General features: G+C 46.2%; 10 protein-coding genes (1 of these 10 only partly in view). 9 read left to right on the plus strand and 1 reads right to left on the minus strand.

The features are described 5' to 3' along the window. The first annotated feature begins 2 nt into the window (after nucleotides 1-2). The gene (gene fcl, locus IT774_RS01845) at nucleotides 3-962 is read left to right on the plus strand and encodes a GDP-L-fucose synthase (protein ID WP_195811102.1); all 960 of its coding nucleotides are present in this window, start codon (nucleotides 3-5) and stop codon (nucleotides 960-962) included. 412 nt (nucleotides 963-1,374) lie between these two features. Here the strand turns inward: fcl and IT774_RS01850 are convergent, their stop codons facing one another. After that, entirely contained in the window at nucleotides 1,375-4,164 is a 2,790-nt protein-coding gene (locus IT774_RS01850) for a glycosyltransferase (RefSeq protein ID WP_195811103.1), read from the minus strand. Nucleotides 4,165-4,303: 139 nt separating this feature from the next. Between IT774_RS01850 and IT774_RS01855 the strand changes: the two genes are divergently transcribed. The 8 genes from IT774_RS01855 to IT774_RS01890 form a co-directional block, all read left to right on the plus strand. Continuing rightward, entirely contained in the window at nucleotides 4,304-5,023 is a 720-nt protein-coding gene (locus IT774_RS01855) for a sulfotransferase family 2 domain-containing protein (RefSeq protein ID WP_195811104.1), read from the plus strand. Nucleotides 5,024-5,051: 28 nt separating this feature from the next. After that, the gene (locus IT774_RS01860) at nucleotides 5,052-6,362 is read left to right on the plus strand and encodes a hypothetical protein (RefSeq protein ID WP_195811105.1); all 1,311 of its coding nucleotides are present in this window, start codon (nucleotides 5,052-5,054) and stop codon (nucleotides 6,360-6,362) included. A 208-nt stretch (nucleotides 6,363-6,570) separates the two neighbouring features. Next, nucleotides 6,571-8,250: a glycosyltransferase family 2 protein gene (locus tag IT774_RS01865; protein WP_195811106.1), complete on the plus strand. Its 1,680-nt coding sequence runs from the start codon at nucleotides 6,571-6,573 to the stop codon at nucleotides 8,248-8,250. A gap of 209 nt (nucleotides 8,251-8,459) precedes the next feature. After that, entirely contained in the window at nucleotides 8,460-9,338 is an 879-nt protein-coding gene (gene rfbA / locus IT774_RS01870) for a glucose-1-phosphate thymidylyltransferase RfbA (protein WP_195811107.1), read from the plus strand. A gap of 23 nt (nucleotides 9,339-9,361) precedes the next feature. Continuing rightward, on the plus strand, nucleotides 9,362-9,907 hold the full coding sequence (gene rfbC / locus IT774_RS01875; RefSeq protein WP_195811108.1) for a dTDP-4-dehydrorhamnose 3,5-epimerase: 546 nt from the start codon (nucleotides 9,362-9,364) through the stop codon (nucleotides 9,905-9,907). Nucleotides 9,908-9,916: 9 nt separating this feature from the next. After that, nucleotides 9,917-10,771, plus strand: coding sequence for a dTDP-4-dehydrorhamnose reductase (rfbD, locus tag IT774_RS01880; RefSeq protein WP_195811109.1), 855 nt, complete (start codon nucleotides 9,917-9,919; stop codon nucleotides 10,769-10,771). Nucleotides 10,772-10,786: 15 nt separating this feature from the next. Continuing rightward, the gene (gene rfbB, locus IT774_RS01885; RefSeq protein ID WP_195811110.1) at nucleotides 10,787-11,869 is read left to right on the plus strand and encodes a dTDP-glucose 4,6-dehydratase; all 1,083 of its coding nucleotides are present in this window, start codon (nucleotides 10,787-10,789) and stop codon (nucleotides 11,867-11,869) included. Between the two features lie 210 nt (nucleotides 11,870-12,079). Further along, a protein-coding gene (locus IT774_RS01890) for a YkgJ family cysteine cluster protein (RefSeq protein ID WP_195811111.1) crosses the window boundary here: on the plus strand, nucleotides 12,080-12,662 show its 5' portion. 23 nt of this gene lie beyond the right edge of the window; only the first 583 of its 606 coding nucleotides appear in the window; the start codon lies at nucleotides 12,080-12,082; its stop codon lies off the right edge, out of view.

Consider the following 12,662-nt stretch of genomic DNA (forward strand, 5'->3'; position numbering starts at 1 on the left):
ATGTGAAACGAGTATATATAGCAGGCCATAAAGGTATGGTGGGCTCAGCCATCGTTCGCGCGCTTACTGCTCGTGATGACATAGAGCTTATCATCCGTAGTCGGGAGGAGCTGAACCTGCTTTCTCAACAGGAAGTAAGTGATTTTTTTGCTCAAGCCAACATCGATGAAGTATATCTGGCGGCGGCTAAAGTCGGGGGTATCCATGCTAATAATGAATATCCGGCTGATTTCATTTACGAAAACCTGATGATTGAATCAAACATTATTCACGCCGCAAATAGCAATAATGTTCAAAAACTACTTTTTCTGGGTTCTTCTTGTATCTATCCCAAACTCGCTGAACAGCCGATGAAAGAAACGGCGTTGTTAACAGGGGAACTTGAGCCCACCAGCGAGCCCTATGCAATAGCAAAAATTGCCGGTATTAAACTTTGTGAAAGTTATAACCGGCAGTTTAAACGTGATTATCGTTCGGTGATGCCAACAAATTTATACGGCCCTAATGACAACTTCCACCCCGAAAACTCACACGTTATTCCTGCTTTGCTCAGACGCTTCCACGAAGCGGCACAGCGAAAAGATAATGAAGTTGTGGCCTGGGGAAGTGGAACACCCAAACGCGAATTTCTTCATGTTGACGATATGGCGGCGGCGAGCGTTCATGTGATGGAGTTGGATAAATCTACCTATGACGCTAATACCGACCCTATGCTAAGCCATATCAATGTAGGCACTGGTAAGGACTGCACTATAAAAGAATTGGTTGAAACAGTTGCGGCAGTGACCGGATTCGAAGGAGCGATTGTCTGGGATACCAGTAAGCCCGATGGCACTCCGCGCAAACTTATGGATGTTACACGCTTAAAAAAACTGGGCTGGCAGCACTCTGTTTCTTTGGAGCAGGGCCTGGCTCACACCTACCAATGGTTTCTTAACAATCTGGATAGTTTCAGAGGCTAAATGCTGACGTATTCTCACTGGGCATTTTGAAAAATATGAATAAGATAAAAGTTAGGATACTTGATATGTCCAATGGCATTATAAATGGGTGATATGCCGTTTATTTAGCTAACCATGCCGGTATTGATGTGCTTCAGGAGCTGTCTATTGGCTCCAGTCGCTCGACCGTGTGGTAAGGCCTTACTAGCAATATCTTTCATGGCTCATTCTGGCACCTGTCTATTCTAGAAGTTGTCAGGTAGAAGTTGCTGTTGTCAGGCCGGTTAAAAGTCGACAATACATGCTCAAGGACCGCACCGCTGTTGAACCTGCACACAGGAACGTAATCGCTGAGTTAGAGTCAGCGCTCATACTCGACGTTTAGAAAATTAAACAGTACAGCCAGGTTACGAGTTTAATTCCAGGGAACCCTTTACTTGCTGGCTACCTCAGTAAGCGTTTGGTAAAGGGCATCACCTATTTGCTTATCATTGAATCTGGCGCTAGCAAAGCTTTTTGCATACTGTTTTAACTCGGCCAATTGGTCAGTACCCTCGGTCAATTTTTTCAGAGTATTTACAATTTCTTCGTAGTCACCGAATGGCACAAGATGTCCAACCGACGAGTCCACAACTTCAGGAAGGGCGCCCCATGCGTAACCAACCGGGATGCAACCTGCCAGCATGCCTTCTACCACCGTACGGCCAAATGATTCCTGAAAATGTGAAAGACTGAGTATGACATCTGCATTTTTTAATGCTTCATAGGGGCGGGCGACATAGCCGCAATAAGTAAGATTATTGTAAGCGTATGAGGTCATCCTGGCTTGAAGCTCTGGCGTGTCAGGCCCATACACAGAAAAGCGGACAGGTAAGTCCATCTCGGCCGCTAATTTAGCTACATGAAATAAATCCGCAATGCCTTTTTTTAATGTATTGCTGCTTAGCATTGCTACAGAAAGAGGCAATGATGTTTCGCTGTCTCTTTCTGATTCAATCTTATTACGCTCGACAGAGTTATAAATTACAGTGGCTTTGTTTTCTAAGGCAACATAATCAGCGGTCACCTGCGAGTTCGCTATAACCCAATCTGTATTTCTGTCTATGTGTAGCCTAATCTGCTCTGGTGTTGAGTTCAGTCTTTCACACAGATCTTTATCATGCGCAGGGAGCTCTCGGACATGCATTACCGACTTGCACTTACGGGTTCTGGCAGCAATATGAGGCTCCCAAAGCGTGAGAGTATTCACATAAACAACAGTTGCGTCGGTTTGTTGGATAATATTCGATATCTGATCTGTAACCTCACAGATTTCAGCCCGTCCGTTCCGCCACCAGGGCAGTGGAGTAAAATAGATCTTTTTGACGTGAGGCAGGAGATCATTGATGTAACTATGATTGACTCCACCTGGAAGGACTACCGAAATATCTGAATTCTTGCTGGCCAGCATTTTTACACAGTCTAAAAAGCTGCGCTCTGCGCCAAATAATGTGTTGCCAGCAAGATGCCCGACCATGAGAATTCCTGTCTTACTATCAGTTTCGGTGTGTCCCGAAATTGAGACAAGGGCAGCGGGATCTATCGGTTGAGAGGCCCAGCGCGAGATAGCGTCAAAGTGGTTACTGGAGGTCGTGTACGCGAGTCCACTTGTGCTCAGATAAGGATTCGGGTCTCTGCCTTCATCTATTCCATGGGCGATAAAGTGGGTGAGTGGATCTACACCTGCTTTGGCAATATCTGGGTAAGCATTTAAATACCAGTCTCTGTGGAAAAGCCCCTTTTCCTGAAGAATCCGTTTCAAGTTATCTCTTCTGGCTTCAACTGTACCCCGGCAAATAAGAGGTGGCGCAGTGAAAAACCTTAAACCGTACTGCGGCATATACAAACGGCGCGCGTTAGCGTGCCATTTAGCCGCAGCATCCTGATAATCTTTTCTAATCCCATTAAACTGTGTGCGTAGGTGGGTCGCACCGGTTTGAGTTAATGAACCAGCATCCACCCTACCAAAGGCAAGGGGAAGTCCTGGCATTACCTCTTCAATGGCACCGTGGCCGAATTTTTTTTGAATACGATGATAATATTCTGTATCAGCATTGACCGAGACCGTATCCCAATATCCTAGCTTGCGAAAAACAGAGCGCCGAAACATCAGGCTTGAGACATTACGGTAGATCCAGCCTTCTTCCATCCGCCATCTTTCAAAGTTCAGTGCTTCGTCGGTTCTTACCCAGTGTGACACCGTGGCTTTGATTCTTCTGTTTTTCTGCAGCGCCTCAACTTGTTTTTCAATTTTTTGCGGATGAGACCAGTCGTCTGCATCATGGGTGGTAATGAATGCCCCACGACACGACTTTAGCGCTAAGTTTCGAGCGGCATAGGCACCACTGTTTTGCGAAAGCCGCAGGTAACGAACACGCTTGTCCCGAGTAACAAATTCCTGCACACGTTTAAAGCTGTGGTCCGTAGATGCATCGTCGACCACAAGTATTTCGAGCTTTGGGTAGGTCTGGTTTATCAGGCTAGATAACGCGGTAGCTATGGTCTTTTCTGCGTTAAAACAAGGAATAATCACAGATACTGTGGGGCTTAATGCATTAGTGCCGCCCACCCGTTGTTCAACATTACTCGTTATGGAATCAAGCGTGGGTGTCTCAGAGTCTGCAAGTCTGAGTAAGCCAGGTTGTTCGAATATCTGATTAATGGAGTCAATTTTAGCTTTTCCGTGAGTTAGCATCGAAAACGCTAATGTTTTGTTTGCTGAGGCTGCCCATCGGCTATTATTTAAAACCGCTTTTGCGGATTCGGGACCCAGAGCTTTTAAGCAAACAGTGAAAGCCAATAAAAATGGGCCTTCATGGCGAATAAAGAGGGGTAAATATGAATCGTTTAGCATGCCCTCTACAAAAGGTTTAGCGGCGTCCCATTCCCCATGGCTTGCGAACCAACGGCATAAGAACCAACAAGCAAGCCCTCTATTTTCTTCATGGGTATTTTCTGCAATTCGTTGCAGTTGCTGACAGTAATCTTCGGTATTGCGATTACCCCACAGCTTTTCATCAAGCATTACAGCTTCGAGATAGTAAGGCCACCGCCCCTCTTTCCAACCGAATTTTTCAAAGTGGGAAAGCGGATCTATTCCTGCTTTTTCGACATCTGGATAGGTAGCCAAATACCAAATAGGATCAAAGGCTTTTAGAAGTTCTTGAGGGACAGCGTCAGACATAATTCATCGTTACTCTTAAATATCCGATGTATGGTATTCGCGAAGCGGGGGGCAAGTCCACCTGATTTAGTCCAATATCTCGTTTCAAATACAAACCCGCATATGGTGTAATAGGGCTTGTTGCAGGAAAATTTAACGTATGGCTTATAAAATTCATCCCCTATGGCACTTAGAGAGGCTCGTGTCTCCAGCAAGACGCTCGATAACCTTTCCCCACCCCAAGGTCACTTTACTGTCCCATCATATACCGAAAACTGCAGGTAGCTCATTACGTGTAGCATTTGAGCGGGCACTTGGACGAAGACATGTCTACGGTGTGTATGCTAATACGGGAGCTGCCGAAATGTCTTCTGGGCAGGATATTTGGGTTCCTCGCAAGGCGACGATACTTCATGGGCATTTTCGGCCCCATCCTAACCATACAGAAATGTTCCCAAATGCACTAAGAGCGGTATGGGTTAGAGATCCAATTGAAAGAATCTGGTCATTGGTGGGGCACCTGCTTTCTTTAAAGGAAAGGCATCCCCACTATAACCTAATGATAAACTCGGGGCTTAAAGCAGATTTGGATTCTCAGGAAAGTATTGTGCATGAAATGATAACAACCAATGTGTTGAACGAATTCACCAGGACATATTCAAGTTATTTTTCTGCGGTGCCGATCGAAACCTTTTCTTTTGTCGGTTCAAAGCACTCGTTTGAAGAAGATTTAAACCGCTTGTCCGATATGGTCGGAGTTAATTTAAAGATGCTGCGTATAAATAGACGAAGTGACCAATCGCAGCCAATACCTGCTAAAATCCGGCGCCTCGAAACGTATCTTCCTAAAGAATACGAAATAGTAGGCGATTATTTATGATGTCGCTGATAAGCAATAAGGATTTTTAGTGGCTGTTTACACTATAACGACTGAAAGGGTGGAGCATTTTTGCGACGGCAGGCGCTGGCATCTGGATTTTCCTGTAAAAGATATGTCGGTGGATCTCACTGAACTCCGTCGTGATGGTTTACTATTGCAGGGCTGGCTTCTGAGCGAAGCTTATGCAGACCTCACCTTGGTTATATTAAACGGAAACAATATTTCTTCGCTTCCATTAACTCAGCAACGGCCTGATGTTATTCGTAAAGTGCTGGGTGACGAACCAGACGCTCACCCTCAACTCTTATGTGGCTTCTCCAAACGAGTCAAGTTGAGCCATGCGGCCTTTTCGGTTGGTGTGATAGCTAACGGAAAGTTTACCGAGCTACTAAAAGGCTCAGTGGCGGGAAAGTTTCAAGTCCTCAAAGGGTCGGAAAACTGGCTTTTTCTGGATAATGACTCCAATAAAAGTGTAGATCAATTCACCGGGAAAAAAAGGTTGTCCAGGACGGCACGTTCAGAATGGAAGTCGTACTTCTCCTCAATAGTGCAGTACTCTTCGCAAACAAGCTTGCCTGTATGCATGCTTGTGGCGCCCTCTAAAGAGATGGTCTTCAGTGAGTATTATCCTCATAAAGAGTCACCGAAGGCCCCGATTTATGATCTGGTTCGGCTTGTCCCCGCTTCTTTAGATTTTATTTTTCCAGTAAAAGAGCTGAAGTCTCTGCCACAAAGATCTTTCAGAGTGTGTGATACTCACTGGACATTCCACGGCGCTCGATGTGCCTCTCAGTTGGTGGCCAGTAAACTTTCAGGAAAACAAGTTGCTCACTTTGAGGTGTTCGAAAAAGATCGCTATCAACAGAAAAGGCTGAGTGGGGACCTTGGCTCAAAGCTTTTTCCTCCGCAACGACATGTAGAAGATTCTCTGTGCAACTTTAACTATAAAAAAACTGTGGTCTATGACAACAACATCGACAATTTTGGACGAATCATTGTTATGGTCAATACTGAGGCAGTGTTAGACGAAACTCTATTACTTTTTGGCTCGTCTTCGTCTTACACAATGTTTCATTATATTTGCCGGCTATATTCTACAGTGGTCTTTGTGCACACAGCCGGAAACATCGACAACAGTATTATCGAGCAAGTAAAGCCTGACTGCATGTGTTTACAAACCAATGCAAGGTTTGTAGTGAAATCTCCTAAATTTAACGATTCTGTATTGGTATACATAGCTAAGAAACGGGCAAGCGGACATGGTAATAAAGCGGTGGAATTAGCAGACTCGTTGCCGTTCAGATGTAAGCAGTATATCCATTACTTCAATTCTTTATGATGCTCGGGTTAGAAGCGGCTCTGGGCAAGTGGCAATCCCAACCTTGTTCGATACTCAGCGATAAAGCATTCGAAAAATCACTGCAGCAATACCTTCTTCAACCGGCACGGGTCGAGATTTTTTTTAAAAAGGTGATTCCGACCTGGGTTAAATTGATGGCGGGTATAAAAGCAAAATTAACGCGTAAAAAGCTCTAAGAGATTGTGATATGAAGGATTCCTTATTAAAAGCGGTAAAAGGTGCTTACGGCCTGTTGCCTGAAAAGTCGAAAACCAGGTTACGGCGTTATCACAACCTTCGCGAGTGGTATGGCAATAAGCTTCGGCAGTCCAGTATTGCCTATGAAGTTCCACCGCTAAGAAAAATCCGCCGGCTGCATCAGCTTCATCTGTTATCTCAAAAAGAGCGACTTGCTTCACCTGGTAGCGGCCAGCAAACGATTAATGTATTGGTGATTGGTGATAAGGGCTATGCCGAGACGGTGAAGTCGCTAAACCGCTTAAACACCAATATCAATACAGTGTATATCGACCACGCGGTTTGTCGGGAAGGGTTACATACCGCGTTGCCGGTGGAGTCGCGAAGCGCGATAGATATGGGGACTTACCCCTTACTGGTGCTGCAAGCCGGGGTAATGATTTACGAAGACGTGCTAACAGCATCATTAAATAATACCGCAGCCGCTGATATTACCTATTTTGATGCCTTTACGGTAAATGATCAGAATAAGCTGCAAACGTACGAGTTTTTGCCAGACTGGAACCCCGATCTGTTGCTCGCCACCGGATACATCGCTTCGGCAGTACTGTTAAAGTCAGATTCAACGCTTAATACTTTTTTTGTTAAGGAAAATCATATTGAGTCTGCCCTGGCGGATGCCTATTTGTCCGGTACGGATTTTACAGTGAACCATGAGCCACTGTCCTTTACGTATAGCCATACACGAAAAGCGAATCTTGATAACCTGAAAAGCGCCATTGACCGCCATCACTTACAGGCTGAAAATCTGACCGGAAAAGTGTTGGCGGTGCAGTGGCCGCTGTTATCCAGGCCACTGGTGTCTCTGGTTATCCCTACCTACAATGGCAAGGCGTTGGTTAAAGCCTGTATTGATTCAATCTTAGAAAAAACCACTTACCAGAACTACGAAATTCTGCTGGTAGATAACAATTCAGACGAGCCTGCAAGTCTGGAGTTTTTTGAGCAGCTAAATCAGCACCCCCGCATCAGACTACTGAAGTACCCGCACCCTTTTAACTACTCAGCCATCAATAATTTTGCCGTAAAACAGGCCAAAGGCGAAATCGTTGGTCTGGTGAATAACGATATTGAAGTTATCTCGCCTCACTGGCTTGAATATATGGCAGCCCATGCGGTACGTGAAGACATTGGCTGTGTCGGTGCTAAGTTATTGTATACCGATGGCCGGATTCAACACGCCGGGGTCGTTTTAGGCTATGGCGGCGGGGCGGGGCACGCGCATAAGTATTTTCCTCGCTACCATCCGGGCTACATGAATCGATTGCTTGCGACTCAAAATTACAGTGCGGTTACCGCTGCCTGCTTATTGGTGAAAAAATCAAAGTATGAAGAAGTGGGTGGCTTAAACGAAAAAGAGTTGCACGTCGCCTTTAATGATGTGGATTTTTGTCTGCGGGTGGCGCAGTCCGGGGTGCGTAATCTTTACTGCGCCGAAGCTGAACTGTTTCATCATGAATCGGTGTCCCGTGGTTTGGATATCACCCCTGAAAAGGCGGCACGCTTTAATAAAGAGCTGAATTATCTAAAAACCACCTGGGGTCACTATATCGATCACGACCCGGCTTACAATCCAAATCTGACGCTAAAGCGGGAGAATTTTGCCATAAAAGCAAAAGAGGAATATTAGCGGCTACGCCAATGAATTGTTAAATGTATCCTGGTTTGTACACCGGACAGGTGGATGCAGTGGATAAAACACAAACCAGGCATTGAGTATCGCTACGCGCAGGCTTACCATTACCAGCTTATTAAATGCTGTTTGTCAGGTCTGATTGCCTTTTTCATACAAGCAGATGTTCTATTTCAATTGATAATTATGAAGGCTCAGCTTTAGCTATGAGAAAAGGAATAATCCTCGCAGGCGGTTCTGGCACGCGATTGCATCCTCTTACTACGGTAGTCAGCAAACAGCTTATGCCGGTTTACGACAAACCGATGATCTTTTACCCCTTATCCACGCTGATGATGTCAGGTATTCGCGATATTCTGATCATCACCACTCCGCAAGAGCAATCCAGGTTTATTGAACTGATTGGAGATGGGTCCGCGCTGGGGATGAATATTCAGTATGCGGTACAAGAAAGCCCCGATGGACTCGCGCAGGCATTTCTAATTGGCGAAGAGTTTATCGGCAATGCCAGCTGTACGCTGGTGCTGGGCGACAACATCTATTATGGGCATGACCTTAAACTGTCGTTACAAAGTGCGTTTAAGCAGGAGTATGGGGCGACGGTTTTCGGCTATCACGTCAATGATCCGGAGCGCTATGGTGTGGTGGATTTTGATGATAACTGGAATGCGCTGTCGATTGAAGAAAAGCCTCAAAAAGCAAAATCTAACTATGCCGTCACGGGTCTTTATTATTACGACAACCGGGTCGTCGATTTTGCCAAAGAAGTAAAACCCTCCTCCCGCGGCGAGCTGGAAATTACCGACCTGAACAATCTGTATCTGCAGGATGGCTCCTTGAAAGTAGAGTTGATGGGACGCGGATCGGCCTGGCTGGATACCGGTACCCTGGATAGTCTGCTAGATGCGGCCAACTTTGTGGCTGCTATAGAAAAACGCCAGGGACTCAAAGTTTGTTGCCCCGAAGAGGTGGCGTACCGTATGGGCTATATCGATGCCGCCCAATTAGAAAAGCTCGCTGCCCCCTTAATAAAAAGCGGGTATGGCGACTATCTGCTTAAGGTCATCAACGATCGCGTTAAATAATATATTCAGGTTAGTAGTAAAGTATGCAAGTAATCAAAACAGACATTCCGGATGTAAAAATCATCCAGCCAAAGGTCTTTGGCGATGAGCGTGGTTTCTTCATGGAAACCTTTCGCACCGATTGGTTTCAAAAGGAATGCGCCGAAGTCGAATTTGTACAGGACAATCACTCTAAGTCGCGCCAGGGAATTTTGCGTGGCCTGCATTATCAGCTGGAACACACACAGGGCAAATTAGTGCGCGTCACCAGTGGTGAAGTATTTGATGTGGCGGTGGACATGCGTAAACAATCGGCAACGTTCGGTCAGTGGGTTGGGGTGATGCTTTCAGCAGAAAATAACCGGCAACTTTGGGTACCCGCCGGATTTGCCCATGGCTTCTATGTTACCAGCGATTCAGCAGAGTTTGTGTACAAGTGTACAGACTATTACCACCCCGAGTCTGAAATTTCAGTGAAGTATGATGATCCAGCGCTGGGGATCAAATGGCCTTTGGTCGATGGTAAAGCCCCTTCGTTATCTGCAAAAGATGAAGCCGGTCTGGCTTTCATCGACGCCCCGACGTTTTAAGGTGAAAGTGTGAAGATTGTCGTCATAGGAAAGTCTGGCCAACTGGCACAAGAATTACAGCACCTTTTGCCTGAATCGGCGTCTTTTTTAGGTCGCAAAGATATCGATCTTACCGATTATGATCGCCTGTCATCTACCCTCGATACATTGGCCCCGCAGGTGATTATTAACGCCTCAGCCTATACGGCGGTAGACAAAGCAGAGTCCGAACCCAAAGCCGCGCGCCTGATAAATACACAAGGGGTCGAAAATCTGGCTCGTTACTGTAAAGCCGCCGATGCTTTTATGGTGCACGTATCCACTGACTATGTGTTCAATGGGCATAAAGGTGTACCTTATACCCCTGATGACGCTATTGAGCCGCAGGGGGTTTACGGAAAAACCAAGGCTGATGGGGAAAAAGCATTGTTAGAACTTTTACCGCAACAAAGCTGTTTACTACGTACCGCCTGGGTTTATTCGGTACATGGCAATAATTTTGTAAAAACCATGCTCACCTTAATGGACACAAAACCCCAACTGGGGGTTATCGATGATCAGATAGGTACGCCGACATGGGCCCGCGGCCTGGCCGAAGCCTGTGTATTTGCTGCACAGAACCGGACCCAGGGGGTTTACCACTGGACCGATGAAGGGGTAGCCAGTTGGTACGATTTTGCTCACGCCATACAGGAACTCGCGGTGCAAAAGGGGTTGCTGGAAACAGCTATCCCCATAAAGCCTATTCCCTCTTCGCAATATCCCACGCCGGCCAAACGTCCTCATTATAGTGTGCTGGACAAGACCGCTACCCGAGCAACGTTTAGTGCAATTACGCCGCGTCATTGGCGAACGCAACTGGCCGAAATGCTTGATGCACTTTAACAACCGAGAAAGTTAATGAACAAAACCATTCTTGTAACTGGCGGCGCGGGCTTTATCGGCTCAGCAGTGGTGCGCCATCTTATTAATGACACCACACATACCGTTATTAACCTTGATAAGCTAACGTATGCGGGCAATCTTGAGTCGTTGCATAGTGTGGATTCGGATAGCCGTTACCACTTTGAGCAGATTGACATTTGTGACGCCGAGGGCGTTCGTTCGGTTTTAGAGCAATACCAGCCTGATATTATTATGCACCTGGCGGCAGAGTCTCATGTAGATCGTTCAATCGATGGTCCGGGTGAGTTTATTCAGACCAATGTGGTGGGTACCTATACATTACTTGAACAGGCACGAGCTTACTGGAGTGGGCTAACGGGCCAGAAACGTGAGAGTTTTAAGTTTCATCATATTTCCACCGACGAAGTGTATGGTGATTTACCCCATCCTGATGAAGTGGACTCAGGTACCGAATTACCGCTGTTTACTGAAACAACCCCGTATGCGCCAAGCTCGCCGTACTCAGCTTCTAAGGCGTCTTCAGATCAATTGGTGCGCTCATGGTTGCGAACCTATAATTTGCCTACGCTTGTCACCAATTGCTCGAACAACTATGGACCTTATCATTTTCCGGAAAAGCTGATTCCCTTGGTGATTCTTAATGCATTGGCCGGCAAACCCTTACCCGTGTACGGTAAAGGCAACCAGATCCGGGATTGGTTATATGTAGAAGATCACGCCCGGGCCCTGGTGCTGGTGGCTTTAAAAGGCAAAATCGGCGAAACCTATAATATCGGCGGGCACAATGAAAAGCAGAATCTGGAAGTTGTGAACACCATATGTTCGATTCTGGATGAAGTAAAACCCAAAGAAGTACCGTACGCCGAGCAAATCACCTATGTGCAGGACCGGCCCGGCCACGATATGCGCTATGCCATCGATGCTTCTAAAATTGAGCGGGAACTTGGTTGGTCTCCCCAGGAAACTTTTGAGTCAGGTATACGCAAAACCATCGAATGGTATCTGAATAATGAAAGCTGGTGGCAGGCGGTACAGGATGGTAGCTATCAGGGGGAGAGGCTAGGGGCAGGAAATTAGCTAGCAAAACGAGAAAAACCTCAACCGATTAAAAAGCCATCTTTGAAAGATGGCTTTTTATTATGTACACCCCCGAACTAAAAGCTTGCCTAACCGCTAAAAAACAGAATAATACGCGCGATTCAATTGCTACCTGCGTGTTCCTTACGTCCCTTCCGATAGCTGAGAAGTTTGCTTTGTTGGTTAAAGTTTTTCTTTTGTGGAGTCATCATGCAAAAGTTGCGTGAGTTATCAAATCAAGTCCAGGTTGTTTTCGGTGCAATTTCCAAGCAATTTTCGAAGTTTCAGAATGAACGCCAGTTGCCATGTCCGGCGGAGTGCGGCGCGTGTTGTAATAAACCAGATATAGAAGTGACGGTATTAGAAATGTTGCCACTGGCGCTTCATTTATTCGATAAGGGGAATGCGGAGGAGCTATTAGTTTCGTTACAAGCTGAGTCAGGCTTTGCCTGCAAATTTTTTCAGCGCACAGCTTTGGATGGAAGTCGCGGCGGGTGTTCCGTGTACGACTTTCGCCCCGGCGTTTGTCGTATGTTTGGGGTCGGGGGGTATACAACTAAAACCGGAATGGCAACATTGTCGATTTGTAGCCGGCTCAAAGAGATGATGCCTACGCAGTATGCCGAAGCGTTAATTTTTACAACTCAGCAAAGGCCACCAATGATGGCTGAGTGGCAGTCTCGGTTAACGCAACTGGATTTTCGCATGGGCACTAAGCGTTTACCAATAAACCTAGCCGTAGCTAAAGCATTGGAGCATGTTTTAACAGCTGGCTATTATTCTGATCTTGAAA

This window comes from Salinimonas marina (assembly GCF_015644725.1).
Taxonomy (GTDB): Bacteria; Pseudomonadota; Gammaproteobacteria; order Enterobacterales; family Alteromonadaceae; genus Alteromonas.

What these genes read in the sequence shown, in the direction of transcription:
- IT774_RS01865 (WP_195811106.1), top strand. Translation starts at nt 6,571, where the DNA reads ATGAAGGATTCCTTATTAAAAGCGGTAAAAGGTGCTTACGGCCTGTTG.
- rfbA (WP_195811107.1), top strand. Translation starts at nt 8,460, where the DNA reads ATGAGAAAAGGAATAATCCTCGCAGGCGGTTCTGGCACGCGATTGCAT.
- rfbC (WP_195811108.1), top strand. Translation starts at nt 9,362, where the DNA reads ATGCAAGTAATCAAAACAGACATTCCGGATGTAAAAATCATCCAGCCA.
- IT774_RS01850 (WP_195811103.1), bottom strand. Translation starts at nt 4,164, where the DNA reads ATGTCTGACGCTGTCCCTCAAGAACTTCTAAAAGCCTTTGATCCTATT.
- IT774_RS01855 (WP_195811104.1), top strand. Translation starts at nt 4,304, where the DNA reads ATGGCTTATAAAATTCATCCCCTATGGCACTTAGAGAGGCTCGTGTCT.
- rfbB (WP_195811110.1), top strand. Translation starts at nt 10,787, where the DNA reads ATGAACAAAACCATTCTTGTAACTGGCGGCGCGGGCTTTATCGGCTCA.